This window comes from Arthrobacter sp. MA-N2, from assembly GCF_000517125.1.
In the GTDB taxonomy this organism is placed as follows: domain Bacteria; phylum Actinomycetota; class Actinomycetes; order Actinomycetales; family Micrococcaceae; genus Arthrobacter; species Arthrobacter methylotrophus.
The window spans coordinates 1,824,210-1,848,721 of sequence record NZ_KI912155.1 but is presented as its reverse complement, the minus strand read 5'-3'; the positions used below and the strand labels follow the sequence as shown (position 1 = coordinate 1,848,721).

General features: G+C 62.9%; 23 protein-coding genes. 15 read left to right on the top strand and 8 right to left on the bottom strand.

The window, feature by feature from the left end:
* Positions 1-78: 78 nt before the first annotated feature.
* The 3 genes from A3M3_RS28030 to A3M3_RS0109355 form a co-directional block, all read right to left on the bottom strand.
* Positions 79-252: a hypothetical protein gene (locus A3M3_RS28030; RefSeq protein WP_155854352.1), complete on the bottom strand. Its 174-nt coding sequence runs from the start codon at positions 250-252 to the stop codon at positions 79-81.
* Complete coding sequence (locus tag A3M3_RS0109365; RefSeq protein WP_231497217.1) at positions 249-1,298, bottom strand: glycosyltransferase family 2 protein; 1,050 nt, start codon at positions 1,296-1,298, stop codon at positions 249-251. Before A3M3_RS0109365 ends, A3M3_RS28030 begins: the two co-directional genes overlap by 4 nt.
* Positions 1,299-1,961: 663 nt before the next feature.
* Positions 1,962-3,152, bottom strand: a complete 1,191-nt coding sequence (locus A3M3_RS0109355; RefSeq protein ID WP_081736897.1) for a calcium:proton antiporter — start codon at positions 3,150-3,152, stop codon at positions 1,962-1,964.
* Between the two features lie 413 nt (positions 3,153-3,565).
* On the opposite strand from A3M3_RS0109355, the gene A3M3_RS0109350 reads away from it, so the two are divergent.
* On the top strand, positions 3,566-3,817 hold the full coding sequence (locus A3M3_RS0109350) for a hypothetical protein (protein WP_028266098.1): 252 nt from the start codon (positions 3,566-3,568) through the stop codon (positions 3,815-3,817).
* A gap of 61 nt (positions 3,818-3,878) precedes the next feature.
* On the opposite strand, the gene A3M3_RS0109345 is transcribed toward A3M3_RS0109350, so the two are convergent.
* Positions 3,879-5,834 (bottom strand): acetate--CoA ligase, encoded by a 1,956-nt coding sequence (locus A3M3_RS0109345; RefSeq protein ID WP_081736896.1) that lies wholly within the window; start codon positions 5,832-5,834, stop codon positions 3,879-3,881.
* Between the two features lie 130 nt (positions 5,835-5,964).
* Here A3M3_RS0109345 and A3M3_RS0109340 point away from each other — a divergent pair, with 130 nt between their 5' ends.
* The 9 genes from A3M3_RS0109340 (at position 5,965) to A3M3_RS0109300 (ending at position 16,281) form a co-directional block, all read left to right on the top strand.
* Entirely contained in the window at positions 5,965-6,609 is a 645-nt protein-coding gene (locus tag A3M3_RS0109340) for a GntR family transcriptional regulator (RefSeq protein WP_028266096.1), read from the top strand.
* A gap of 11 nt (positions 6,610-6,620) precedes the next feature.
* The gene (locus A3M3_RS0109335; protein WP_028266095.1) at positions 6,621-8,138 is read left to right on the top strand and encodes an MmgE/PrpD family protein; all 1,518 of its coding nucleotides are present in this window, start codon (positions 6,621-6,623) and stop codon (positions 8,136-8,138) included.
* On the top strand, positions 8,139-9,044 hold the full coding sequence (gene prpB / locus A3M3_RS0109330) for a methylisocitrate lyase (protein ID WP_028266094.1): 906 nt from the start codon (positions 8,139-8,141) through the stop codon (positions 9,042-9,044).
* A gap of 38 nt (positions 9,045-9,082) precedes the next feature.
* Positions 9,083-10,225: a bifunctional 2-methylcitrate synthase/citrate synthase gene (locus tag A3M3_RS0109325; protein WP_028266093.1), complete on the top strand. Its 1,143-nt coding sequence runs from the start codon at positions 9,083-9,085 to the stop codon at positions 10,223-10,225.
* Positions 10,226-10,342: 117 nt separating this feature from the next.
* Positions 10,343-10,702 (top strand): PAS domain-containing protein, encoded by a 360-nt coding sequence (locus A3M3_RS0109320; RefSeq protein ID WP_028266092.1) that lies wholly within the window; start codon positions 10,343-10,345, stop codon positions 10,700-10,702.
* Positions 10,703-10,881: 179 nt separating this feature from the next.
* Entirely contained in the window at positions 10,882-11,226 is a 345-nt protein-coding gene (locus A3M3_RS27410) for an EAL domain-containing protein (RefSeq protein ID WP_442853098.1), read from the top strand.
* Positions 11,227-11,538: 312 nt separating this feature from the next.
* Positions 11,539-12,729 (top strand): ABC transporter substrate-binding protein, encoded by a 1,191-nt coding sequence (locus A3M3_RS0109310; RefSeq protein WP_028266091.1) that lies wholly within the window; start codon positions 11,539-11,541, stop codon positions 12,727-12,729.
* Positions 12,730-12,820: 91 nt separating this feature from the next.
* A complete protein-coding gene (locus A3M3_RS0109305; RefSeq protein WP_028266090.1) occupies positions 12,821-15,523 on the top strand; it encodes an ABC transporter permease subunit in 2,703 nt (900 codons plus the stop codon).
* Positions 15,520-16,281 (top strand): ABC transporter ATP-binding protein, encoded by a 762-nt coding sequence (locus tag A3M3_RS0109300; RefSeq protein ID WP_051423078.1) that lies wholly within the window; start codon positions 15,520-15,522, stop codon positions 16,279-16,281. The genes A3M3_RS0109305 and A3M3_RS0109300 overlap by 4 nt, the downstream gene beginning before the upstream one ends.
* Before the next feature lie 436 nt (positions 16,282-16,717).
* On the opposite strand, the gene A3M3_RS0109290 is transcribed toward A3M3_RS0109300, so the two are convergent.
* Both A3M3_RS0109290 and A3M3_RS0109285 read right to left on the bottom strand, forming a co-directional pair.
* Positions 16,718-17,401 (bottom strand): SDR family NAD(P)-dependent oxidoreductase, encoded by a 684-nt coding sequence (locus tag A3M3_RS0109290; protein ID WP_028266087.1) that lies wholly within the window; start codon positions 17,399-17,401, stop codon positions 16,718-16,720.
* A gap of 67 nt (positions 17,402-17,468) precedes the next feature.
* Positions 17,469-18,842, bottom strand: coding sequence for an MFS transporter (locus A3M3_RS0109285; protein WP_028266086.1), 1,374 nt, complete (start codon positions 18,840-18,842; stop codon positions 17,469-17,471).
* 300 nt (positions 18,843-19,142) lie between these two features.
* On the opposite strand from A3M3_RS0109285, the gene A3M3_RS0109280 reads away from it, so the two are divergent.
* From A3M3_RS0109280 to panD, 4 genes are all read left to right on the top strand, one after another.
* The gene (locus A3M3_RS0109280; RefSeq protein ID WP_028266085.1) at positions 19,143-19,919 is read left to right on the top strand and encodes an electron transfer flavoprotein subunit beta/FixA family protein; all 777 of its coding nucleotides are present in this window, start codon (positions 19,143-19,145) and stop codon (positions 19,917-19,919) included.
* 11 nt (positions 19,920-19,930) lie between these two features.
* Entirely contained in the window at positions 19,931-20,914 is a 984-nt protein-coding gene (locus A3M3_RS0109275) for an electron transfer flavoprotein subunit alpha/FixB family protein (RefSeq protein WP_197023176.1), read from the top strand.
* Positions 20,915-20,988: 74 nt separating this feature from the next.
* Positions 20,989-22,158, top strand: a complete 1,170-nt coding sequence (locus tag A3M3_RS0109270) for a cytochrome b/b6 domain-containing protein (protein ID WP_081736895.1) — start codon at positions 20,989-20,991, stop codon at positions 22,156-22,158.
* Positions 22,159-22,180: 22 nt separating this feature from the next.
* The gene (panD, locus tag A3M3_RS0109265) at positions 22,181-22,597 is read left to right on the top strand and encodes an aspartate 1-decarboxylase (RefSeq protein WP_028266082.1); all 417 of its coding nucleotides are present in this window, start codon (positions 22,181-22,183) and stop codon (positions 22,595-22,597) included.
* Positions 22,598-22,658: 61 nt separating this feature from the next.
* Here the strand turns inward: panD and A3M3_RS24500 are convergent, their stop codons facing one another.
* On the bottom strand, positions 22,659-23,201 hold the full coding sequence (locus tag A3M3_RS24500) for a nuclear transport factor 2 family protein (protein ID WP_051423077.1): 543 nt from the start codon (positions 23,199-23,201) through the stop codon (positions 22,659-22,661).
* A gap of 122 nt (positions 23,202-23,323) precedes the next feature.
* Here A3M3_RS24500 and A3M3_RS24495 point away from each other — a divergent pair, with 122 nt between their 5' ends.
* The gene (locus A3M3_RS24495) at positions 23,324-23,575 is read left to right on the top strand and encodes a hypothetical protein (RefSeq protein ID WP_051423076.1); all 252 of its coding nucleotides are present in this window, start codon (positions 23,324-23,326) and stop codon (positions 23,573-23,575) included.
* Here A3M3_RS24495 and A3M3_RS24490 read toward each other — a convergent pair.
* A complete protein-coding gene (locus A3M3_RS24490; protein ID WP_051423075.1) occupies positions 23,572-24,489 on the bottom strand; it encodes an acyl-CoA thioesterase in 918 nt (305 codons plus the stop codon). The two genes, A3M3_RS24495 and A3M3_RS24490, sit on opposite strands and share 4 nt — an antisense overlap.
* Positions 24,490-24,512: the final 23 nt, after the last annotated feature.

Below are 24,512 nucleotides of genomic sequence, written 5' to 3'. Positions count from 1 at the left end.
GAAAAAACAGAACGCAGGGCGTTTGGTCTCCGGACGCCCTGCGTTGTTGTCCAGCGAATCCTGTCCAAGGAATTCTCCCTAGGACTTTTCGACCCGGACCGGCACTATCCGTTTGATGGCCAGGCCCAGGGCGAGAAGGGCGAACGCTGCCAGGGCGACCCAGAAGAGGTCACCTGCTCCGGTCATGGCGAGCGTTCCCGATCCGAGACCCGCGGCTGCGGGTGCTGCTGGGTTGTTATACATACTTGTCACCAGGCTTTCTTGTTGTTGAATGCTGCATCTGCGTACGCCTTCGCATGGACCACTTGCAGGAACAAATCGATCACTAGTTCGTACATGGTGGCCGCGGCGAGCATGTACTTCCATCCGCGCAACCGGACGGTCACCACCCGTTCGATCACGAAGACACCGGTCACGGCAAGCCAAAACGGCTGTATATGCAGCCCTGCCCCCGTGGCCAGTGCAAACGCCACCGTGCTGAAATAGCTCAGTGTGACGAGCACGCCCAGCATGGACAGGCCCTGCCGTGCCCAATATGGCCGGGTAACCCGGGTCCAGCCGTACTGAACGCAGTTCTCCACCGCTCCGCGCTTCCACCGCAGGCGCTGTGCCCACAGCTCCCGCCAGGTGGGCATGACCTCAGTGACCAATGTGCAATCGGCCGGGGACTTGATCCGGTATCGGAGGGTGAGGAGTGCAAATGAGAGCTCGTTGTCCTCCGTCAGGACCGAAGTGTCATAGACGCCGCCGCGTCCGTCGCCAGCAGGAAGGGTCCCGTCCAACCTGGCCGCGATGACATCGCGTAGGGTCCGGACCCTGAACAGCGCTGCCGTGCCGGTCACCACCAGGCATTTACCCCTGAGGCGCTTCACGTCGCGGGCGTACCGGGCGTACTCATTCCGCTGCAGGTGTCCGACGAACCCTCCGCCGCCTGCCCCGCGGAAGACACCACCCACCGCTCCGAGCCGTGAATCCGCCCGTAAATGAGCCACCGCCCGCTCGATGAAATCGTAGGAAAGCTGTGAATCGGCATCCTGGACGAGGATCATGTCCTCAGGCGCGGCCTCCGGGAGGAGGCCGGCCAAAGCGAAATTCAGCGCGCCAGCCTTCTTGTCCTCGTTCCCGAGGGTGCGGATGACTTCTGCTCCCTCAGCCAAGGCGAGCCTTTCGGTGCCGTCGGTGCAGTTATCGGCAACAACAATCACCCTGTCCGGAATAAGCGTCTGTTTCTTCAGGGATTGAAGAGTTCCAACGATGCCAGACGCCTCATTGTGCGCCGGGATAAGGACCGTGATCACCAGAGTTTTTTCCTGCTCCAGACAGCACCGCATCTACGAAAATTCCGGACATCCTGAATTCCTGAATGACCTATCAACGAACCGCTCATTAATCTCATCGCCCCCGAAGTGTCCAAAGTTGTATTTGACTTCGAGTGTTCCAAGGCGAACGCAAACCATCAGCAGAGAAAATGAAGCAAGGCCGCAATGTTTGCTGAAAAACAACGCAGCGGAATTCCAGCTCAACTTCTCCGCCCTGAGCCGCACCCATCGGCGCTTAGGGAACGATGCTCCTTGAACGGTGACCCGGCTTATCGGCTCCACTTTTCTCCGCGAATGCGGCGATCCAAGCTGAAATCCGTCCGAAGAAGACGCGCAAGACTGACCGGTGGTAGCGCAGGGGGTGGTTGCCGGTGCTTCTGTCCGAAGTCCCGGGGCACGGGGCACGGGGCACGGGGCACGGGCCAATGGCCCTCCAAAATTTCCCTTGTGGAACGGGGTCTCCCTCCGCAACGACGCCCTCGCTACGAACTACCGCCAATGGTTGACCGAGCACGTGGCCCAAACCGGCCGTCGCGGCGCCGGTTTACGGGGTCCGGCGGATGCATCTCAACGGTTAGGCGCTGACGTCATTGGATGAGGGACGGCGTCGTGGCGGGCGAGGGAAGAGCCTCGCCGCGGGGCTTAAGAAAATACGGCGATGCCGTAGACCGCGAAGACCACGAGATGGGCCGCGCCGTGGATCGCAGTCACCTTCTTGGAAGCAAGTGTGGTCACCGACAGCATCAACGTGACGCCGAGGAGTAATAGCTTGGCCGGGGACTCCCCGAGTACGACGGCCTGACCGGTGAGGGCGCCAATGATGAGGACGGCTGGGATTGTCAGACCGACCGTGGAAACCAGTGCGCCATGGCATAGGTTGCTGACTCGCTGGATCTCACCCCGCAAGGCTGCGCGCACCGATGTGATCGACTCAGGCAGGAACACAATCATGGCGATCAGGACGCCGGAAAGGGCCACGGGCGCACCGACACGGCCGAGCCCGTCGTCCAGGAGCGCGGCCATGTTGTGCGAAAGCAGCACGATGGGCAGTACCGTCACGATCAACAGCACGACCCGCAGCAACACCTCGGCCTTGTGCTCCGCGATGACTTGGGTAACGCTGGCCCGGCTGCGCTTCTCGGCGCTGTCAGGTAAGTCCGGGCCGGCCGTGAAGCCTGAATCAATTTCCCGGAAGTCGTCAGCTTGTCTGCCCATCTGCCGGTAAAGGAAGAAGGCATACAAGGCGAGGGTAAGCGCGATGACGGGGACTTCCTGCCCGAGCGTATATGAGCCGTCACGCCCAATGAGCGCCGGCAGGGCGAAGGCCAGCGAAACGAGCACGACGAGCAGGGCGAGATATGACGAGGTGCCAGTCCGGTTGTGGCCCAGATTGCCGTGCTTCATCGCCCCGACGAGAAGTGAAAGCCCAATCACGGCGTTGAGAATGATCATGGACACGGCCATCACCGAGTCCCGGGCGATGGTGGCGTGCTCACCCGGCCCCAGCATGACAGCCGAAATGAGCACCACCTCGATCAGCACAATCGAAAGTGTCAGGACCAGGGAGCCGTAGGGATCACCAAGCCGGTGGGCGAGATGTTCGGCCTCGTGGACCACCCCAAAGGCGCAGACCAGAACGACTCCGACGATGAGCACGAGTGCAGTAATCAGCAGCCAGGTGGGGACTGGGGGCTCAAGCAGGGGCCCCGCAAACACAAGCCCGACGACGGCGCCCCAACCCACCGCGACGCGCACTATGGCTGCACGCGTAAATATGGATCGTACAGTAGAGGAAACCAAGTGTTGAGCCCCATTCCACAAGGCCGTCCCCATGTCGATCCAAACGAACGGGCCGTCCCGTCCGCAGCGCTGGTGTCTCACTCTGCCGTTCATGATACTTCAGGCCAAGACCGGTCAAGCCCGAGCCGCAATTTGACGTCTATAGGAGCATCGTCGTAGACACCCCCGGCCACGGTGTCCGGAGCTCTGCGACGGCACGGCCCGGACCCAACAGCCGGCCGCGCCAGCGGACGCCCTTTCCTTGGTGAGCCTGCGAAGCATTAACCCAACACCCCCGGTACTACCCAGGTTCGTGCCCGTGCCGTGGACCGACAACGCGGATGGCGGCCGCGAGGTCCGCGTTTCCTGAGGGGTGATCCCGGTCCAGGCCTCCTGCCAGCGCGGCGCGGCGGGCGTGGGTGCGATGCTGTTGGGCCAGCCCGCAGGCGGTCGCCCCCATCGCCCCCATGGTCGGACCACCCGCCAACGGCTCGAGCCCTGACCCAGCAATCACCACGGTGACCGGCACTGATATTGCCGTTGCCGGAACGCCGACGGACGCCGACAGCGGCTCCGCTCCGGCGAGTACCGGTTCAAGCTCCCCGCTAGCGAAAACCGGCGCAAATCCCCTCGGCGCGCTCCTCGTCGGCGTACTGCTTCTCGGGGCCGGTCTCGGCGCAACACTCCTGGTCGCTCGCCGCCGTCGCTCGGTCAGGTAGTAGACGCTCCTGCCCCATCGGCCCGATTTTGGGGCTCGGGCCGATGGGAAATAGCGGCTAGTCAGTCCGCTGCGGAAGTGGGACGAAGAACCGCGACGAGCCGCTCCAGAACTTCGGGGTCCTCGATGGTCGAGGGGGTGACATACTCTTCTCCGTCGACAAGTTGGCGCATCGTCTTGCGGAGGATCTTTCCCGACCGCGTTTTGGGCAGCGCGTCCACCACCTTGACGTTCTTGAAATCGGCGACGGGCCCGATGTCTCGGCGGACCATGGCGATCAGCTCCTGCGCGAGCTGGCCTTCGTCCATATGGACACCGGATTTCAAGACGACGTAGCCGCTGGCGCGTTGGCCCTTCAGGGGGTCGGCGACGCCGATGACGGCGCATTCCGCCACCGCCGGGTGTTGCCCGAGAACCTGCTCCATGGAGCCGGTTGACAACCTGTGGCCGGCCACGTTGATGACGTCGTCGGTGCGCCCCATCACGAAAACGTAGCCGTCGGCGTCTTGATACCCGGAATCGCCAGTGGCATAGCAGCCCTTGAAGACTTCAAGGTATGAGGAAATGTATCGGGCATCGTCTCCCCACAGCGTGGTGAGGGTTCCCGGCGGCAAAGGAAGGCGCAGGACGATGTTGCCTTCTTCGCCAGGCTCCACCGCGTCTCCGTTGCCGTCCACAATGCTGAGGTTGAACCCTGGCATCGGCACGGAGGGTGAGCCCGGCTTGATGGGAAGGGCGTCCAGGCCCCTCGGGTTTGCACAGATGGCCCAACCTGTCTCGGTCTGCCACCAGTGGTCCACCACGGGAACGTCCAGCGCTTGGTCGGCCCAGTGGTAGGTGTCCGTGTCCAGCCGCTCACCGGCCACGAAGAGGGTCTTCAAACTGGATATGTCGTAATCGGCCAGCAGCTCCGCCCCGGGGTCGGCCTTGCGGATCGCGCGCAGAGCGGTGGGCGCCGTGAACAGAACATTGACCTTATGGTCCTCGATAACGCGCCAGAACGCCCCGGCGTCGGGAGTGCCCACAGGCTTGCCTTCGTACAGGACGGTGGTGGCGCCCGCCAGAAGCGGCCCATAAGTGATGTAGGAGTGCCCCACCACCCACCCGACGTCGGAGGCGGTCCAGAGAACATCCCCGGGGCCAATGTCGTAGATGTTCTCCATCGTCCACGAAAGTGCGACCGCGTGCCCACCGTTATCCCGGACAACCCCCTTGGGAATTCCAGTGGTGCCGGACGTGTACAGAATGTAGAGCGGATCCGTGGAGCTGACGTCTACGGGCGCCGCAGGTGAGGCCGCGGCCATCTCGTCGTCCCAGTCCAGCCAACCGTGGAAGTCCGCTGCGGTGGCTTTGAAGCCGTCGCGGTCCTTAACCACTACGCGCAGATCCGGAACCCCCGCCAGTTCCAGGGCCTCCGCTACGGCGGGCAGGTATTCCACCCGGCGGGACGGCTCGATGCCGCCGGACGAAGTGACCACTACTGCTGGCTCGGCGTCCCGGATGCGGGCAGCAAGTTCCTTCGGGGCGAACCCACCGAAGACCACCGAATGGACGGCGCCGAGCCGCGCGGTTGCCAGCATGGCGATCACCGCTTCGGGGATCATAGGCATATAGATCACCACCCGGTCTCCCTTGCCCACGCCTTGTCCCTTGAGGACGCCGGCGAATTTTGCCACGAGTTCCGTGAGTTCGGCGTACGTATACTGCCGCTGGCTGTGGAGCACTGCGGAGTCGTAGATGAGCGCGTCCTGGTCCCCGCGGCCCGCCAGGACATGACGGTCCAGGGCGTTGAAGGAAGTGTTGAGCACGCCGTCCGGGAACCATCGGTACAACGGGGCGTTGCCGCTGTCCAGCGCCCGCTCCGGTGCCGTGGACCACGTGACCTTTTTCGCGGCGTCGAGCCAGAAATCCGGTGCATGCGTCAGGCTGCGTTCGTAGGCATTCCGGTAGGCGGAGTTGTCCATGAGTGAGTCCTTGTCCACGACGTTGTGATGAGCAACATGGTAGTCGCTCCCCATCTTCACAACAAGACCTTTGTATACACAGATTCAATTCCTAGGCAGCTATTGCGCTCACTCACGGCAAGATGTCATTGTTGTGTATACACTAGTCAAGTTTGAGGATGTTTGCGGATGAAGGGAAAGGTCCATGCGTGCCAGTGACAGGGCCTACGCGGCCCTCCGCAAGGACATCATGGAGTGGCGTCTTCTGCCGGGAACGGTGCTGGCGGAGGTTGAGCAGTCCGAGCGTTTGGGGGTCTCGCGCACCCCTGTGCGGGAGGCGCTGGGCCGGCTCAACGCGGAAGGGCTCACGACGGCGGCAGGGGGCCGCGGCGTCGTCGTCACCGACATCTCGCTGGAGGACATCGACGAACTGTTCGAGCTGCGCGAAACCCTGGAAGTCAAGGCGGCGGCCCTGGCCGCCGAACGCGGCGAGAGGGCCGTGTTCGGCGAGCTTCACGCCAGGCTGTTGGAGGCTCCCAAGCTACTCAATGACAGCGATCCCGCACGGCATGCCTACTACGCCCTGGTTGCCCGCTTGGATGAGGCGATCGATGAGGCTATTTCCAATTCCTATCTCGCCCAGGCCATGCGCAGTCTGCGCGTGCACTTGGTGCGGGTCCGGCGCCTCGCTGCCGACGACGCCGAGCGCCTCAACGCCGCCGCGGCCGAGCATGCCGCGATCGCCGAAGCCATCGCGGCAGGCAATCCGCGGCTCGCCGAGGCGGCCACCATCCTTCATCTGCACCGCAGTCTTTCCCACGTCAAAGCCACCCATACACCTCACTCATAAGGAGCACCACGGTGAAGAACAACCACGTCCGCGTCTACAAGAGCGAAGAAAACCTTGCCCGGCAGGATCAGCTGGCGCACAAGATCGCGACCGTCGCCGCCGATCCCGTCGAGGTGACTCCCCTGGTCGCGGAAATGATCATCAACCGGATCATCGACAATGCCGCCGTCGCCGTTGCCTCCCTGAACCGTGCCCCCATCATCGCGGCCCGGGCGCAGGCCCTCACCCACGCGCCGACCACCAACGGCAAAGGCTCCTCCGTCTTCGGGATCAGCGACAAGGTCTCCCCCGAATGGGCCGCCTGGGCCAACGGCGTCGCCGTGCGTGAACTGGACTACCACGACACCTTCCTGGCCGCGGAATACTCCCACCCCGGCGACAACATCCCGCCGATCCTCGCCGTCGCCCAGCACGTCGGCTCCAGCGGCAAAGACCTGATCCGCGGCATCGCCACCGGATACGAGATCCAAGTGAACCTGGTCAAGGCCATCTGCCTGCACAAGCACAAGATCGACCACGTCGCGCACCTGGGCCCCTCCGCCGCCGCCGGCATCGGCACCCTCCTGGGCCTGGACGTCGAAACCATCTTCCAGTCGATCGGCCAGGCCCTGCACACCACCACCGCCACGCGGCAGTCCCGCAAGGGCGAAATCTCCACCTGGAAGGCCCACGCCCCCGCATTCGCCGGAAAAATGGCCGTCGAGTCCGCGGACCGTGCCATGCGCGGACAGACCTCCCCCGTGCCGATCTACGAAGGCGAAGACGGCGTGATCGCCTGGATGCTGGATGGACCTAACGCCTCCTACGAGGTCCCGCTGCCCGAGGCCGGAGAGCCCAAACGCGCCATCCTGGACACTTACACCAAGGAACACTCCGCCGAATACCAGGCCCAGGCCTGGATCGACCTCGCCCGCAAACTCCACAAAGAGCACCCCGAGACCACGGACCCGGCCAACGTGAAGTCCGTGCTGATCAAGACCAGCCACCACACGCACTACGTGATCGGTTCCGGCGCCAACGACCCCCAAAAATACTCGCCCACCGCTTCGCGGGAGACGCTGGACCACTCCATCCCGTACATCTTCACCGTCGCGTTGCAGGACGGCTCCTGGCACCACGTGGACTCCTACAGCCCCGAACGTGCCGGACGTGCCGACACCGTGGAACTCTGGCACAAAGTCACCACCGTCGAAGACCCCGAATGGACCCGCCGCTACCACTCCCTGGACATCGCCGAAAAGGCCTTCGGCGGCACCGTTGTCATCACGCTTACCGACGGCACGGTCATCACCGAATCGATCGCCGTCGCGGACGCACACCCCCTCGGTGCCCGGCCGTTCGCCCGCCAGCAGTACATCGACAAGTTCCGCACCCTCGCCGCGGGCGTGGTGGAAGAAGCCGAGATCGAACGCTTCCTCGCCGCCGCCGAATCCCTCCCGGACCTCGGCCCGGGAGAACTGGACCAACTGAACATCACCGCCGCCCCCGGAGTCATCGACCTCGCCGCGGCACCGAAGGGACTGTTCTAAATGCTGTACTCCAAGACCACGCCGGAGCAGAAGCGCCTGGCCCTGCGCGAGCTGCTCGCCTCCGGGACCATCCAACAGTTCCCGGGCGCGTTCAACCCGCTCTCGGCACGCCTGATCGAGGAAAAGGGCTTCCCCGGCGTCTACATCTCCGGAGCCGTCCTCGCCAACGACCTGGGCCTGCCGGACATCGGCCTCACCACCCTCACCGAGGTGGCCACCCGCGCCGGCCAGATCGCCCGGATGACCGAGCTCCCGTGCCTCGTGGACGCCGATACAGGCTTCGGTGAACCGATGAACGTCGCCCGCACCATCCAGGAACTTGAAAACGCCGGACTCGCCGGTTGCCACATCGAGGACCAGTTCAACCCGAAACGCTGCGGGCACTTGGACGGTAAGAACGTCGTCGACGTCGACACCGCCGCCAAGCGCATCCGCGCCGCGGCCGACTCCCGCCGGGACCCGAACTTCCTCATCATGGCCCGGACCGACATCCGTGCCGTGGACGGCATCGAAGCGGCCCAGGAACGCGCCCGGGCACTCGTCGACGCCGGGGCCGACGCGATCTTCCCCGAAGCCATGCGCGACCTGTCCGAGTTCCAAGCCATCCGTGACGCGGTGGACGTGCCGATCCTGGCCAACATGACCGAATTCGGCAAGAGCGAGCTCTTCACCGTGGAACAGCTCCAGGGCGTCGGCGTCAACATGGTGATCTACCCGGTCACCCTGCTCCGCATGGCCATGGGCGCCGCGGAACGCACCCTGGACACCTTGAAGACCGCCGGAACCCAGGAGGCGCAAGTGGAGAACATGCTCACCCGTGCACGCCTCTACGAGCTCGTCGACTACGAGGCCTACAACCACTTCGATACCGGCGTTTTCAACTTCCAGATACCCGGAATCCACTAGACCGTGACGCGTCCATCAACCCCCCACAAGGAAGTCTCATGAACACCGCAACCGTCGAAATCCGTAAGGGCCTGGCCGGCGTCGTGGTTGACTACACCGCGATCTCCAAGGTCAACCCCGAGACCAACTCGCTGCTCTACCGCGGATACCCCGTCCAGGAACTCGCCGCCAAATGCAGCTTCGAAGAAGTCGCCTACCTGCTCTGGCATGGCGAACTTCCCACCCAGGAGGAACTGGCGGATTTCTCAGCCCGCGAGCGTGCCGGCCGCGCCCTGGATCCCCGCGTGAAAGCCGTGATCGATGCCCTGCCCACCACGGGACACCCCATGGACGTATGCCGGACGGCAGCGTCAGTGCTCGGAGCCCTGCACCCCCTGGCGGAAGATTCCTCCCCGGAAGCGAACCTGGCCAAAGCGAAGGACCTGTTCGCCGCCTTCCCCGCCGTGGTGGCGTACGACCAGCGCCGCCGCCGGGGACAAGGCGTCGTGGACCCGCGCGATGACCTGGGCTACTCCGCGAACTTCCTGTGGATGGCCTTCGGCGAGGAACCCGTAGACGAAGTCGTCGAAGCCTTCGACGTCTCCATGATCCTTTACGCCGAGCACTCCTTCAACGCCTCGACCTTCACCGCCCGCGTCATCACCTCCACCCTCTCGGACCTGCACTCCGCCGTCACCGGAGCCATCGGCGCCCTCAAGGGACCACTGCACGGCGGCGCCAACGAAGCCGTCATGCACACCTTCGACGAGATCGGCATCCGCACCGAAGAATCCCTCGAAGACGCCGCCGCACGCGCAAAAGCCTGGATGGAAGACGCCCTGGCGCAGAAGAAGAAGGTCATGGGATTTGGTCACCGCGTCTACAAGCACGGCGACTCCAGGGTACCCACCATGAAGGCCGCCCTGGATAAGATGATCGCCCACTACGGCCGGCCGGAACTTCTCGGTTTGTACAACGGGCTGGAGCAGGCGATGGACGAAGCCAAAGCCATCAAACCCAACCTCGACTACCCCGCCGGACCCACGTACCACCTCATGGGCTTCGACACCCCCACCTTCACCCCGCTCTTCGTCGCCAGCCGCATCACCGGCTGGACCGCGCACATCATGGAACAAGCCGCCTCGAACTCCCTCATCCGCCCGCTGAGCGAATACAACGGCGTCGAACAGCGGACCGTGTAACCGCACGAGCCGCTACCCGCGGCAACCAAGACCGCGGTGGGGCACCAGATAACCACAAGGGTTATCAACGATCGCAACGTTTGGTGCCCCACCGCTTTGACAAGCAGGTTGACGGGCATGGCGGTACCCGAGGAACTGCTCGGCCGACCCAGCAGCCTGGTCATCGGGCCAGAGGACCTGGCCGTGGCCCGGAGCGCGATAGGGACCTCGGCACGTCCCGGCGGCCCAGGATGGCACGGTGTCTTGATGTGCTGCCGCCACCGCGACGCCAGCACCGTGTGGCTGGAAACATCGGGCCGGGTCCGCTTCGGCACCGACGGCCAACGCAGCGCCATCGAGGGAATCAGCCGGCGCTTCCCTGCGCAGACCGCGCAGGAAGCTGCCGCGAAATATAAGAGGATCCGCATCCGGGAAATGATCGACGGCAACGCCTTGCAGACAGCATTTCAGCCCATCCACGCACTGCCCGACAGGTAACTCCTCGGCGTCGAGGCCCTCTGCCGGTTCCCCGGCAACCACGCCGCCGGCACCGAGCACTGGTTCGCCGAGGCCGTCCGGGCAGGCCTGACCGCGGACCTGGAACAAGCCGCCGTGCCGCTTAACCGGATCGTTCTGGAACTGACCGAATACTGCCCCCTGGTCGCAACGCTGGAACCTTGCGGCAACAAGGCCTGCGCATAGCCGTCGACGACGCCGGATCCGGATTCGCCTCCATGCGCCACATCCTCCAGATCCGGCCGGACATCATCAAACTGGACCGAAGCCCACACGGTCACCCGGATCAGGATCACCGCCGGACAAGGCTAGCTCCTCGGCCGACCCGGCACCCACCCCCAGGCATAACGCCGGGAACCACTCGGGTTGATCAGTTTGCTTCGGCAACATCGGAGCTCCAAGAACTCACCGCGGGAGCACAGTCGACAAGTTCGCAATGTATCCCCGCCGACCCCTGCGCCGTGGATCCGCTGCTCTATTGTCGCTTCCTGATCTGCCCCTCCTGACCGCCGGTTCGGTTCCAGAACACCTTCGAAAGAAGGAGTCTTTCCGGGCTATTCAGCCTGCACGTCCAACCCGTGGCGGTGCAGAGAAGGTCGACCAACGGTTGACAGAAGCCTCACTCCCCTATGCATACCGGGTATTTGGCTAGATAAGTCGCGAACTCTTGACATCATATGAGGTACATAACATATTATGTACGAAGTGATCATCGTCACTGTCCAAGGAAGGGCAGTCCGTGCCCGGCACCGCAACCCTTGACGGCTGCGGTGCCGGGCAACCTACCTTCCATACGCTGATGTGAAGGAGTTACAGTGATGCGAAAACGCACCCCTGCGGCAGTGTTGTTGATGAGTGCGGGTCTGCTCTGCGCGGTGACTGCGTGCGGTGCCGCGGAAGCGGACAACTCGGCCACTATCGGAGTCTCGAACAAGGTCGTCACGATCGGGTTCGACTCGACCCTCAGCGGCCCCTTTGCGCAATACAACAACGCCGCATCAGGAACCGAGGCCTACCTCAACGACCTCAACAGCAGAGGCGGGGTCAACGGGTACACGTTCAAGTTTGTCAGCAAAGACAACGCATTGTCCGCGTCCACCTCGGTAGCCGCCTTCAAGAGTCTGGCGAGCTCGAGCCTATTAGTCGTCTCTGCGGGAACGGCACCCGTTCAGGGGATCAAGACCGTCGCCGACACCCTTAAGGTCCCCGTCCTTGCCGCGGCGAACGGCGATCTGTTCGTTCCGCCGAGTAAATACATGTACGGCCAGAATCCGTCCTACACCAAGCTCGGTGAGGCAGACGCGCGCTTTGTGGTCCAGACCCTCGGGATCAAAGAGATCGCCTTTCTATACCAGAACGATGATGTGGGACAGCCCACCGCAGCGGTGCTGCCGGACTACGTGAAGTCCCTCGGGGGAAACGTCGTCACCCAGGTTCCCGTACCCACGACGGCCACGGATTATTCCGCCTATGCGGCGCGGCTGCAGCAGAGCGGAGCAAAGGCCGTGGTCTTCGAAGGTGGCCCGCCCCAGCTGGCAGGTGTTCAGAAAGCGGCGGCCGCCCTCGGTTACAACCCGAAATGGACTGGTCTTTTTTCACTGCAGGATAAGTCTTACACGACCAGCGTGCCAGCTGAGGTCCTGGCTAACACATACTCGGACAGCTATCAGGTACCGCGCGGCGATGACGCAGAATCGAAGCGCTACGCCGACGTCGTCGGTAAAGCCTTCCCGGCCATCGAGGAATCGAGCCTGACCGTACAGGGCTGGAACTTCGGCGCCATCATCGAGCAAGCCATCCAGAAGGCCACTACAGGGGGTCAAGCATTGACCCGCGATTCGTTGGCCAATGCACTCCAGACCGGATTCAACGGCGAGCAAGTGGGGTTCCTCCCCGCAGTGACCTACGACAGCACCCAGCATTACGGCAGTGCCGTCTCGTCGATGTACACCCTCACCGCGGGCGGGGTGGGGAAGCAGGTCGCACCGATGGCCGCGATGCCGAAGTGATGGCCTGCAGTATGAACGACCCCGACATGCCCCGGCTGTCGCTGCCGCCCCAACCACGACGTTCTTTCGGCACCAAAAAGAAGAGGTAAGTATGCAACTCGGGATTCTCTTATCGGGAGTTGTGACAGGCAGCCTGTACGCCCTCACGTCCGTTGCGGTCGTGATTATTTACAAGTCATCGAAGATCGCAAACTTTGCGTTGGGCGGTACTGCGAGCTTGTCAGTCTACGCGGCGTATGCAGCCTCCGGGCAACACCTTCCATGGGTCGTGCTCCTGCTCATCGGCATGCTCGCAGGGGCGGCCGCGGGGGCCTTGACTGAGCTGGTGATCCGTCTCCTTGGGGAGGCGGATCACCTAAGCTACGTCGTCGCAACCTTCGCGCTTTTCCTCATTACCCAGGGCCTGATCGTGTGGATCTGGGGCCCGGACAACAAGCCCTTCCCGACGGCCTGGTCAACGGAGTCGGGCTGGCGCTTAGACGGCGTTCTGATCAGTTACAACAACATCCTCGCCGTGGTAGTCGCGCTGGTCGTCGTCCTGGCTCTCCAACTGGTCGTCCAGCGGACAAGATTCGGATTGGCCATCCGGATGGCCAGTTCAGGGCCAATGACCGCACGGCTGCTCGGCCTCGCGGTGAAGCGAGTCCGGTTCTGGACCTGGGTTCTTGGAGGCGGCATTGGCGGTCTCGCGGCCATCCTGGTCACTCCAAGTACGACGCTTTCGCCGTCTGGTTTCACGTCGTTCATGATGGTCGCCCTCGTCGCCTTGGTTATCGGCGGTTTTACCAACATTCGAGGGGCGGCGACCGGCGGGTTCATCCTCGGAGTGTTGCTGAATGTACTCGGATTCGTGTTCACGCCATCGCTAACACAGACTTATCTGTTCGGTATTGTCGCGGTCCTCCTTTTCGTCAAGCCTAATGGTGTCCTCGGAGTACGCGATGCCACCATTTCGGAACCGGTTATCCACTCAACACGCTTCCGTCGGATTCGGTCCGACGTCCGGGAAAACGCCGCTTCGATTAACGCCTATGGTCAGAACAGTCGAAATGCCGTTCCGCGGCGGGTGCGTAGGAGCGCCGCCGCGGTCGCTATCGTCGTCCTCATCATTGTCTTGCCCCTGCTGGTCCCGACAACGCTTCTAGTGCTGCTGCCACAGCTCACGGCCATCTATATCTCCGTCCTAGGGCTCAACATCCTCGTCGGATACAGCGGCCAGCTTTCCGTCGGCCAGTCCGCGATCATGGCAATTGGTGCCTATGCCGGGGCGATCGCAGTCGCTCACCTCGGCGTTCCGACACTCGTGGCAATCCCGATCGGCCTCATCACCGGACTCATTGCCGGTCTGATCATCGGGCTTCCGGCGGTGCGTCTCGGACCACTGTTCCTCACACTATTCACGCTCGTCCTTTCCTTCGCGGTACCGGAAATGATCACCTACTTCGACGGCATCACCGGCGGTACCCAGGGCCTCGAACTCGCGCTTCCGGCGTCGCTGTTCTACCCAACGAATCAGTATTGGTTGGGAGCGGGGATCGCCTTGGCGTGCACCGTTTCCATCTATCTGGCACGCCGGTCCGAATTCGGCCGTCGGTGGATCGCTGTCCGTGACTCGACAGCAGGTTCACAGGCCACGGGGCTCAACCCGGGCGCCGTCAAATTGGGTGCCTTCGTGGTGGCATCAGGCCTGGCGGGATTGGGTGGAGTCTTGAATGCAAGCTTCACCGGACTGGTGACGCCCACGGACTATTCACCCTTTCTATCGATCACCCTGCTTGTCGCCGTTGTCGTCGGTGGAACCGGTTCGATCCCAGGTGCACTCATTGGCGCTGCACTCCTCACAGTGACTACGGCCTACGCACCAGAGATCTCCCTGCCGCCGGACCTTATACTCGGCTTGGTCCTTCTCGTCGTTTTGGTGCTTTCGCCGGCAGGGGCGGTTGATATCTTCCGGCGCGCCGGCTCCCGTGCGGCCGCAATCTTTGCGAGCCGCTCGGCTTCGACAACCCCACTCCCACGAGACGAGCCGAAGGTCAGGGTGTTTGCCGGGCACCACACTCCGTCAGAACGGGAGGTGACGGGCCCCCGGCCATTGCTTGAGATCATTGATCTTTCAGCGGGTTATGCCGAGGCGAAGGCTCTCTCGGGCGTGTCGATTGCCCTCCCTGAGGGCTCGGTCACCGCGCTTCTCGGCAGCAACGGCGCTGGAAAGACGACCCTGTTGCGCGTGATCTCAGGCTTGGTCCGCCCATCACAAGGTGAGGCTCGTTACGCGGGAACCGACATCTCAATTACCGCGCCCAGCGCGCTCGCTCAGGCAGGCATCGCCCACGTGCCGGAGGGACGCGGGATCTTCCCCGATCTAAGCGTTAAGGAGAATTTGTCCGCGGCGCGATTCTCTGGCAAGCACCAGGGCGCCGTAGACATTTCCCAAGCGCTGGATGTCTTCCCGGCGTTGCGGCCGCTGCTGAGTCAGCGGGCAGGCTCCCTGTCCGGAGGGCAGCAGCAAATGCTCGCAGTCGGTCGGGCGATGTTGACCAAGCCGCGTCTGCTTCTCCTGGATGAACCGACTCTTGGGTTGTCGCCGCTGGCTGCCAAGAACCTCCTCAGCTCGCTAGATGCGATCCGAGGCACAGGCCTGACAGTCCTGCTCGTCGAACAGAATGCGCGGGCTGCACTCGGTTTCGCCGACCGCGCCTACGTTATGTCGGGTGGCAGGGTCGTGGCAGAGGGGCCCAGTGCCCATCTCCTCGACGAAGATATCCTTGCCAGCTACATGGGAGTGAAGGCATGATCAACCTCGATTCGTTGGTGGACCGGAAGCCGGACACAAAGCCTGTGCTCGATGTGCGAGGACTGAAGGTCCAATTCGGCGGAAACATCGCTCTGGATACCTTTGATCTTCAGCTGTGGCCAAAAGATCGGGTTGGGCTGATTGGGCCGAACGGTGCCGGAAAGAGTACGTGCGTAAACGCCATCACAGGCTACGTCAAGAGTAGTGGTGACATCCGCCTCGGAGGCGTCAATTTGGCCTCGGCTGCACCTCACAAGCGCTCGCGAGCAGGACTTGTCCGGACCTTTCAGAACTTGGAGCTGTTCCTCTCGATGACAGTGGAGGAGAACATCTGGTTCGGTGCCGGCCTCGGTTCGGATACTCCGGTTTCCACGACGCACAGACGCGAGGCGCTTGGGAATATCCTGTCCATTCTGGGCCTCGAACGGGACCGCAAGAGACCAGTCTCCGAACTGGCCTATGGAACGCGCAAGGTTGTCGAACTTGGCCGCGCCTTGGTGGGTTCTCCCCGCGTACTGCTCCTGGACGAGCCGATGGCTGGATTGGACACGAGCGAGAAGGCTCAATTCGTGGGCGTACTCCGCGATGCTTTCGACAAGACCGACAGTGCGATTCTCCTCATCGAACACGACATGTTTGCTGTCGAGGCTCTCACCGACACCGTCTGCGTCCTCGATGCCGGTCGTCTCATCGCCTCGGGTTCCTTTCTCGAGGTCTCCCGGCAACAGACTGTCATCGACGCCTACCTAGGTGCCTGATTTAGGATCGGTCGATAGAAGGCAAACAAAAGCGAGCGGTCATTGGCCTCTGGGTAAGGACCAGGGGCCAGTGGCCGCTTGTCGCTCCACTTGGGACGCACGGTGGATCTGTAATTACGCACACTTGCCGAGCCGCATATCGCGCTTTGCAAGGGGCAGGCATACGTTGACGGCGCTTACTTGCGCGCGAACGGATGGCGAACGACGCCGGTGACAGGGCTTTCGAGGGCCAGCTCGCTCCTCACGCGCCTCAGCTGAAGAAACGGGTCAGCGAGCGGTTCTGCGAGAGCGGGTACTACGATTTTGCCCCGGATGCCACGAAGCGGCAGGTCGATGCGTGCGCTTCCACCCGGGCCAGGGCCTGTCGCTCGGCCTGATGAACGGGGACTGCCCCCAGGGCGCATTTCCCTAGGGGCAGTCCGGGGGGTGATAGGTCTTATGCCAGCAGATATCCGCCGTCGATGGGAAGAATCACGCCGGTGATGTAGTCGGCGCGCGGTGAAAGCAGGTAGGAGACGCCATGAGCAATGTCGGCGGGGCGGCCAAGACGTCCCAACGGAATGTGGGCCAATTGGCTTTCCCGTCTCCCGGGTTCATCGAGGCGCGCCTGTTGCATCGGCGTGTCAATTGAACCAGGAGCGATCGCGTTGACCCTGATCCTATGCTGGGCGAGTTCGAGCGCTGCTGCCTTGGTCAACATGGCAACACCGCCCTTGGACGCCACATAGTGGGGCTGGCCTTTTACTGGTGCAACAGCGTTCACCGAAGCAATGTTGACCACGGCACCTTGCCGGTTATCCGCGATCAGGGACTTCGCGAATGTTTGTATGCCGAAGAAGGTGCCGGTCAGGTTCACTCTGACGGTCTCGTCCCATCCCTCCGGCGTCAGATCGAGCAGCTCAGCCCTCTTCCGGATTCCTGCGCAATTCACGAGCGCATCAAGCGGACCGATCTCGTCCATGACACGCAGCCATGTGTCGTGGCTGCTGATGTCAAGCTCGATCACTCCGTCACGCGGTGCCACGTCGGCCCGCACGACGTCCCACCCTTCGGAGCTCAGAAGATCTGCCGTTCCGGCTCCAATGCCGGAGGCACCTCCGGTAACTAGCACCCTTGCCATATGATCCATCTCCGTCCAGTTTCAATAGACCCATTCCAGAAATCTGGGCCATAATCCGTCAACTCCGTCAGTTCCCGGCCGTCAGTTGCACTTCCCTGATTGGGTCCTGCTGAGGCAGCAACTGCCTGCTTGTTATCACCCGGAGCCGGAGCGCCGCGACAGCAGCCAGGGCCAAAGGCGCCGCCGCGGCAAAGTAGAGGGTGGATGGGGCGACATACTGCAGCCCAATGCCTGCCAGGATCGGCGTCAGGATAGCCCCTACCCGGCCAACGCCCATCATTGCGCCGAATCCACCGGATCGGACGAGAGCCGGATAGATTGGCGGGGCGGCGCCCGCTGCGGCCGTGGACGCCGTCAACAATGTGGTGCCCACCATCACCGCCACCGCAAAGGCCCCCGCGGGGATACTTATCAAGGACGCGAACGCGAGCATGCCAATGCAGGACAAGGCAATAGCGACCCAAACGATTTTCAGGGCATCCACCTTCAGGCCGATCAGCCCGAAGAGGATCGCTCCGAGCAGTCCTCCCACCCCGAGGAAGGTGCCCACAAGGCCGCCAAGAGCCGCACTCCCGCTCGTCGTGGTGATCAGCTGCGGGGTCCAACCGGTGACGAAGTAGATGGTCGAGATGAGACCGCCATACATGACCCAGACCAACAAGGTGCGCTCCCGAAGGTCCCGGGTCAGTAGTTGCCCAAGTGAGCCCCAATGGCGCCCCGGCGTGGCCGGGGGAACTTCCGAGGGGACTCGCGAAGTGTCGTAACTGATGTCGCTTTGGTCAATCCGAAGCTTCCCCAGGGTGCGCCGTGCCTGCTGCTCGAAACCCGCCGGGCGTTTGCCCAGAAGGAAGTCCAAGGACTCCGGAATGACGACGATCGCGAGCACCAATGCGAGGGCGCTGATACCAGCGCCCGTGAAAAAGAAGCTCCGCCAGGACCCGAAGTTCTGAATCAGCGGGGCCGCGACGAGACCTACGATGATCCCACCGATGCTGTAGCCCGTACCGGCTATGGCAACGTTCAGGTTCTTGCGCTTCGCCGGCGAGAACTCCTGAACGATAATGACCGCCAGTACCGCAATGGCGCCGATACCGACGCCGGTGAGAAGGCGCGAAAGCATCAACGAGACATAGTCGGGGGCCACGGCCGATATCAGGGTGCCTGCGGTATTGACGAGCAGCGCGACGATCATGATTTTGCGGCGCCCATAGCGGTCCGCTGCCGCCCCAAGGAAGATCGCTCCGATTCCCATTCCGACCATGGCCGCGCTTGTCACGAACCCCTTCTCGGCACTCGTGGCAAGGTCGGAGAGGTACGGCAGCGCGAACCCCATGAGAAATAAGTCGAACCCATCCACCAGGTGGATCAGAAAACACATCCCCACCAGCAGATAGTGATATGGACTCATGGACGAGCCGTGGAGCTTTGCGGGCAAATTCATAGTTTTTTCGTTCCAATCGGACGGACGGCATTGTCTGTCTCAGGGAGGCCGCTCTGCCGGCTACCAGGCAAGGGCCGGAGAGATCCTCCCTCAAGAGTGATACAACTCATACTCGATTCAAAATATATTAAGTTGGACAGCTTGGCCAATGCGCCCCCCGCTTCCCCCTCGACCCGAGCAAAGCTGGACATCACCATCTAAGTGTGCATAATATATTTTAGATGGTTTGAAGAAATAGCCTGTATGGCCCGACCCCTGAACCCCGAAATGCAACGAACGTGCGATAGGAGTGTGAGACGGATGAGAATCGCTGTCTTGCTGAAAGAAGTTCCGGACACATATGGCGAGCGGAAGCTGAACCTGGAAACGGGCTTGGCTAACCGAGGCGCAACGGACGCGGTGCTTGATGAAGTCGGCGAGCGCGCACTTGAGCTGGCACTCACGTATGCCGATGGGCATCCGGACTCGAACGTAACCGTTCTGTCCATGGGGCCGGAGAGCGTGGTTTCGACCTTGCGCAAGGGCATGGCCATGGGAGCCACCGACGCCGTCCACGTGCTCGACGACGGCCTGCTCGGCGCAGACCTGAGCCTCACCGCGGAGGCACTCGCCGCAGCCTTGCGCCGGCGGCAGTTCGACTTGGTGATCGCGGGCAACATTTCCACGGACGGGTCCGGCGGCGTCCTTCCTGCGATGATCGCGGAACTGTTGTGCGTGCCTCAGCTGACTGGACTCAATTCGGTGTCCATCGAGGAGACTTCCGTGAGCGGACGGCGCGTGACCGAGTCCGGCGTGGTTTCGGTTCGGACCGAACTCCCAGCTGTCGTTTCCATCACGGAGGCACTGCCCGCGGGCAGGTTCCCGAGCTTCAAGGGCCTCATGGCTGCAAAGAAGAAGCCGCTGGAAGTACTCTCGCTCGCCGAACTGGGAGTTGACGCCGGGGATGAGAGTGCGGGGCGATCGATTGTGATCGCCGTCGCCGAGCGCCCGGCGCGCGCGGCTGGAGTGAAGATTGTGGACGAGGGCGACGCGGCCGCCCAATTGGTCAATTTTCTTGTCACGAACCGATTGGCTTAAGGAGGAGCATCATGGAGTTCGCAAATAATTCGATTCTGGTGGTGGCTGACGTTGATCCCGAAGGGAACGTCAGCTCGAGCGCTGCAGGCTTGTTGGGTGCCGCGGCTGCGGTGGGTAACCCTGTCGCGCTTGTCGTGACCGGCCCGGGCAAAGGCGCCTCCGCCGCGGATTCCTTGGGCAGCTGGGGAGCCGCACACGTGCTCGTCGCGGAAATTGCAGGGGCAGCAGAGGTACTCACGCGCCCGGTCCTTGACGCCCTGAGCGCCGCCGTGGAAACGGTAAAGCCCGATGCGGTCCTGATCTCGAATTCGGTCGATGGCCGCGACCTCGCGGGCCGTTTCGCGGCCCGGACGCGCTCGGGATTGAACGTGGACGCGGTCGGCATCGAGCGCGACGAGGAAGGCATCCTCGCCAAGCACTCTGTTTATGGCGGCGCCTACAATATCGATTCCGCGGTGACGCTCGGTACCCCGGTCATCACCGTCCGGCAGGGATCGGTCGATGCCCGCGCCGAGGCCCGCGAGGCAGTGGTGTCCACGATCGACGTCGTTCCTTCCGGTGCCCGCGCCGCAGCGGTGATCGGCTTCGAGCCCAGCACCTCGAACTCGAGCCGGCCTGAACTTCGCGGCGCGGCAAAGGTGGTCTCCGGCGGGCGCGGCCTGGGCACGGGCGAGAAGTTTTCCTTGGTCGGCGAACTTGCCGATGTCCTCGGCGCTGCTGTCGGTGCTTCCCGCGCGGCCGTGGACTCAGGCTTCATCCCGCAGACCCATCAAGTGGGCCAGACCGGTGTATCCGTTTCCCCTCAGTTGTATGTGGCGCTGGGCATTTCCGGCGCCATCCAGCACCGGGCGGGCATGCAAACCGCCAAGACGATCGTGGCGGTCAATAAGGACGCGGACGCGCCGATCTTCGACATCTCCGACTTCGGAATCGTGGGGGATGTATTCACCGTGGTGCCGCAGTTGATTTCGGCCCTTGAGGCACGGAAGGCATAGCGGACGTGAGCGAGGACGGGAGCATAGGCCGGCCGACGACGGTCCGGCGCGGGCTGCCCCGGCGCCTGGACGGGATGCCGCCGGAGACAACCGCAACAGTGGTCAACCCGGCGGCTGGTTCCGCCGGCGGGGACCCGGCGGCTACGCCCGCGGCACCTGCGGGGAGTTCGACGCCGGCACCCTCCACCGGGCGTCGCGCGGGTCTTCCCCGGACCGGCAATGCCGCGCAGGCGGAAAAGCCCGAGGTAGCAGCGGCGTCGCCGGTAGCAGCGGAGCCTGCCGCTCCTGCTGTCCCGGTTCGAACCACGACGGCGGCCCTGGCCCGCGATGAACCTTCACCTTCCAAGAAGCTGCCGCGGACGATCGTCCTTGGGGTCCTCGGCTTGCTTTTGGCCGCGGCCGCAGTGGTTCTGGGCGCCCGCTGGTTCGTGTCCGTGGACTTCATGCGGGACTTCGTCAAAACCTATCCGGGTGCAACGCATCTTCCGGCCGGAGCGCCGATCGGTCTTCCGGCCTGGCTTGGCTGGCAACACTTCCTGAACGCGTTCTTCATCGTTCTGATCATCCGGACCGGGTGGCAGGTCCGCACACAACAACGGCCGCCGGCCATGTGGACGCGGAACAACGAGGGATTCATCAAGACCAAGAATCCACCGAAGAAGATCAGCCTTACCCTCTGGGCCCACCTCAGCCTGGACGCCCTGTGGCTTCTCAACGGTCTGGTGTTCATTGTGGTGCTGTTCGCCACCGGCCAGTGGATGCGGGTTATCCCCACGTCCTGGGACGTCTTTCCCAACGCCGTGTCGGCGGCCCTGCAATATCTCTCCCTGGACTGGCCAACCGAGGACGGTTGGGTGAACTACAACAGCCTCCAACTCCTCACGTACTTCCTCACCATCTTCGTCGCCGCCCCCCTCGCGGCAATCACCGGCGTCCGTATGTCGGGTGCGTGGCCTGTTCGGGCAACCCGGCTCAACAAGGCCTATCCGATCGAGCTGGCCCGTGCCATCCACTTCCCGGTCATGCTCTACTTCGTTTTGTTCGTCGTCATGCACGTGACACTGGTTTTCGCCACCGGTGCACTACGCAACCTCAACCACATGTACGCAACCCAGGATTCGGCCAGTTGGGCAGGATTCTGGATCTTCTTCGCCTCGCTCCTCGTGATGGTGGGCGCAGTCTTCGCCGCACGGCCCGTAGTGCTCGCACCGATCGCCCAACTCACTGGAAAAGTCGGGCGCTAAGGCCCGGACGAACGGAACCCCCGTGAAACGCACCATGTTCAAGTCCAAGATCCACCGCGCGACGGTGACCCATGCAGACCTCCACTACGTCGGTTCCGTCACTATCGATTCAGAACTGCTCAAGGCAGCCGACATCCTTCCCGGCGAGCTGGTAGCCATTGTCGATGTGACCAACGGTGCACGCCTCGAAACATACGTCATTGCCGGGGAAGCGGGTTCTGGAGCCATCGGAATCAACGGTGCGGCGGCACACCTGGTCCATGAAGGAGATACGGTCATCGTCATTACTTACACTTCGATGAGCGAAAAGAAGGCCCGGAGGTTCCGGCCGTCAGTGGTGCACGTCGACGCCGCCAACAGGATCGTGGCCATCGGCTCGGACCCAGCCGTCCCGGTGACGGGAACGTCCACCCCGCCTTTGGCCACCATGAGCAAATAGCCGTAAGCATTAAAGAGCCGAGGGGGGCGGGCGATGCCAGCCCCCCTCGGCCTGTCGGCACTCAGACCGGGGTAGTCCGGACTTCGAACCGCGGCGAGGCCGGCCTCGAGTAGCAGGGATCGTTGAGGTCTCGCGAACCACGGTGGGAGCGGGACAATCGCTGACCCATCCCCGATGCGTCGCCCAGGCATTGCCACTCAAGGAGCACCAAACGGGTCTGGATCCGCCACTCCCCCTGCCGTCTTGCAAACAGGTCCACGTAGCGGCCGCCAACAGTCTCAATCTCCTCGCTGCCGTATTTCTTGGCCACCGAGATGAAGTAGGTCTCTGCATCGGCTTCGTTTCCGCGGAGCTCTACGAACTGGTTCATCAGGAAATGCTGGGCGACCTCGCGTTCCGGCTGATTCGGAATGAACCACGCGAGTAATTCCTCCGGTGTTCCGTTGACGGCGCCGTGAGCGTCGTGGGCGTCTTCCCAGTACGCGGAGCGAATGAGTTCCTCGTCAACACGGTCGACACCGCGGGCATACCGCAGCAAACAATCCGAAATCGCTTGGCGGTCCAGCAATTCCCCGAGGGCCTCGCGCTCTGTGATGTGTTCCATGATCCTCCTTGAAACGGGCGCCAAGACGCCACGTGATTAATCGTTCTTCGTAATTCTAGCTATAAAAGATTGTATTTTATATACTAAAACTCAGGGTAAATGTTCGGAAAAGGAGACGCCCCATGAGCCTTCATCTACAGGACGATTGGCAGCGCAGCGTGGGCCAATATGTCGAGATACGCCTCGGTGGCCTGCTAGTCAGAACGGGAACCGTCGAGGCCGTCATGCCCGACGACTCGTTGCTTTGGCTGGCCGCCGACGGAACGGATTCGCGGAAAATGCTCTCAAAGGCGGACGGCTACCAGGTCTTCACGCGGTATGCCTGGAACTACAGTGCCAGTGCGGAGGAAACCATCGCGGCCTCGCCGAGCTAGCCCCGGGCCGGGTCGAAGGGCATGGCGAAGGCCGGCAATCGCAGCCTCGTCCGGTGCTCCCCGTGAGGACGAATCAGGCCTTCCTGGGCCGTCGTTGCCACAAGGACACCCGCCGAAGTGAAGACTCGCGCCGTGACCATGCCCCGCCCGCCGCCCGCCCACGAGGACTCCTGATCGTAGAGAAACCACTCGGCGGGGCGGGGGCGCCCGTGGTACCAGATCGAATGGCTGAGCGTGGCTCGATGAATTTCCTTGGACCCCAGAAAGAAGCCGTGCGGAGTCAGTGCGGCCCCGAGGAGGCTGAAATCGCTGATGTACGTGAACACCAGCGTTTCCAGAGCCGGATCGTCCGGAAGCCGGCCCTTGAAGCGGAACCAGATCCGCTGCGCGCCGCCGCGTGCCTCCTCGCTGGAGCGGGACGGCCTTTCCTCGACAAACCGCATCTCGAAAGCTCCGAATTCCTGCCGCCACTGGGCCGCCGGGACGTCGCTTCTCTCCTGTGCGACGTCGAATAACTCCCGCGATTCACGGGGCGGAGAGACAAGCGGCATCGTGGCCCGGTGCTCGAACCCCGGCTCCATCCGCTGGTAGGACGCAGCCGCCGTCGCAATCCTCTGCCCGTCCTGCGTTGCCGCTATCTGGCGAGCGCTGAACGATCCGCCGTCGCGCACGCGGTCCACCGCGTAGTGGATGGGGGCCGACCAGTCTCCCGGCAGGTAGTAATTAGTGTGCAATGAATGGACGCAACGATCGGCGTCCACCGTCCTGTTGGCGGACGCAAGAAGTTGGGCGGCCACTTGGCCGCCGAAGACCTTGGCAAGAACCGTTGATTCCGGTTGCCGGCCGAGGTAGGCGTCGCCGCCGAGATCTTCCACCTCGAGCAGATCCAGTGTTTCGTTGACAGTTGCGGGCATGCGTTCCTCTTTCCTCAGCGCTC

What these genes read in the sequence shown, in the direction of transcription:
- A3M3_RS0109340 (WP_028266096.1), top strand. Translation starts at nt 5,965, where the DNA reads ATGCGTGCCAGTGACAGGGCCTACGCGGCCCTCCGCAAGGACATCATG.
- A3M3_RS0109300 (WP_051423078.1), top strand. Translation starts at nt 15,520, where the DNA reads ATGATCAACCTCGATTCGTTGGTGGACCGGAAGCCGGACACAAAGCCT.
- A3M3_RS0109325 (WP_028266093.1), top strand. Translation starts at nt 9,083, where the DNA reads ATGAACACCGCAACCGTCGAAATCCGTAAGGGCCTGGCCGGCGTCGTG.
- A3M3_RS0109285 (WP_028266086.1), bottom strand. Translation starts at nt 18,842, where the DNA reads ATGAATTTGCCCGCAAAGCTCCACGGCTCGTCCATGAGTCCATATCAC.
- A3M3_RS0109345 (WP_081736896.1), bottom strand. Translation starts at nt 5,834, where the DNA reads ATGGGGAGCGACTACCATGTTGCTCATCACAACGTCGTGGACAAGGAC.
- prpB (WP_028266094.1), top strand. Translation starts at nt 8,139, where the DNA reads ATGCTGTACTCCAAGACCACGCCGGAGCAGAAGCGCCTGGCCCTGCGC.
- A3M3_RS24495 (WP_051423076.1), top strand. Translation starts at nt 23,324, where the DNA reads ATGAGCCTTCATCTACAGGACGATTGGCAGCGCAGCGTGGGCCAATAT.
- A3M3_RS24500 (WP_051423077.1), bottom strand. Translation starts at nt 23,201, where the DNA reads ATGGAACACATCACAGAGCGCGAGGCCCTCGGGGAATTGCTGGACCGC.
- A3M3_RS24490 (WP_051423075.1), bottom strand. Translation starts at nt 24,489, where the DNA reads ATGCCCGCAACTGTCAACGAAACACTGGATCTGCTCGAGGTGGAAGAT.
- A3M3_RS0109320 (WP_028266092.1), top strand. Translation starts at nt 10,343, where the DNA reads ATGGCGGTACCCGAGGAACTGCTCGGCCGACCCAGCAGCCTGGTCATC.
- A3M3_RS0109270 (WP_081736895.1), top strand. Translation starts at nt 20,989, where the DNA reads ATGCCGCCGGAGACAACCGCAACAGTGGTCAACCCGGCGGCTGGTTCC.
- A3M3_RS0109350 (WP_028266098.1), top strand. Translation starts at nt 3,566, where the DNA reads ATGGTCGGACCACCCGCCAACGGCTCGAGCCCTGACCCAGCAATCACC.
- A3M3_RS0109355 (WP_081736897.1), bottom strand. Translation starts at nt 3,152, where the DNA reads ATGGGGACGGCCTTGTGGAATGGGGCTCAACACTTGGTTTCCTCTACT.
- A3M3_RS0109275 (WP_197023176.1), top strand. Translation starts at nt 19,931, where the DNA reads ATGGAGTTCGCAAATAATTCGATTCTGGTGGTGGCTGACGTTGATCCC.
- A3M3_RS0109290 (WP_028266087.1), bottom strand. Translation starts at nt 17,401, where the DNA reads ATGGCAAGGGTGCTAGTTACCGGAGGTGCCTCCGGCATTGGAGCCGGA.
- A3M3_RS0109305 (WP_028266090.1), top strand. Translation starts at nt 12,821, where the DNA reads ATGCAACTCGGGATTCTCTTATCGGGAGTTGTGACAGGCAGCCTGTAC.
- A3M3_RS0109280 (WP_028266085.1), top strand. Translation starts at nt 19,143, where the DNA reads ATGAGAATCGCTGTCTTGCTGAAAGAAGTTCCGGACACATATGGCGAG.
- A3M3_RS0109310 (WP_028266091.1), top strand. Translation starts at nt 11,539, where the DNA reads ATGCGAAAACGCACCCCTGCGGCAGTGTTGTTGATGAGTGCGGGTCTG.